Source organism: Mesorhizobium sp. WSM4813 (assembly GCF_055811555.1).
On record NZ_JBVVQU010000166.1, the window covers coordinates 1 to 441 of the forward strand.

At 62.1% G+C, this 441-nt stretch carries 1 protein-coding gene; it reads right to left on the reverse strand.

Going from position 1 to position 441, the window contains the following annotated elements; genetic code table 11:
• Positions 1-441, reverse strand: a 441-nt coding sequence (locus AC0L25_RS32515; protein WP_473599199.1) for a MobA/MobL family protein, incomplete at both ends; no start/stop codon positions are given.

Below are 441 nucleotides of genomic sequence, written 5' to 3' on the forward strand. Positions count from 1 at the left end.
TGTGCCGGTGCGCGAACTTTGCCATGTCGCGGCGCGTGAACGTCGATTGCTGATGCGTGATCGCATCCAGCGCCAGGCCTGGATCAGCGATGATGCGTTCGCCATTGCCGCGTGCGATCTCGCGGTGCAACTCGGCGCGGTCGGCTTCGGTCCCCTGATCCTCAATCCGATGCGCAGGCGCGCCGATCTGGCTTTGCGGCTCAAGCGCGATGCCCTGCGCTACAAGGCTGCGATGGTCGATGCACGCGTCTATGTCGAGTTCGGCCATGCGCTCATTGGCAAATTCGGCCCAACGTTCGCGCCAGCGTTCGACCATTTCCGTCCGGTTCCAGTCCCGCATCTTCTGGCCGAAGCCGTTTTCGTTTACCGCGCGCATGGTCAGCATGACATGCGCATGGGGTTTGGGCATGCCGTCCTCTGCCATGTCCCAATGCACATTGA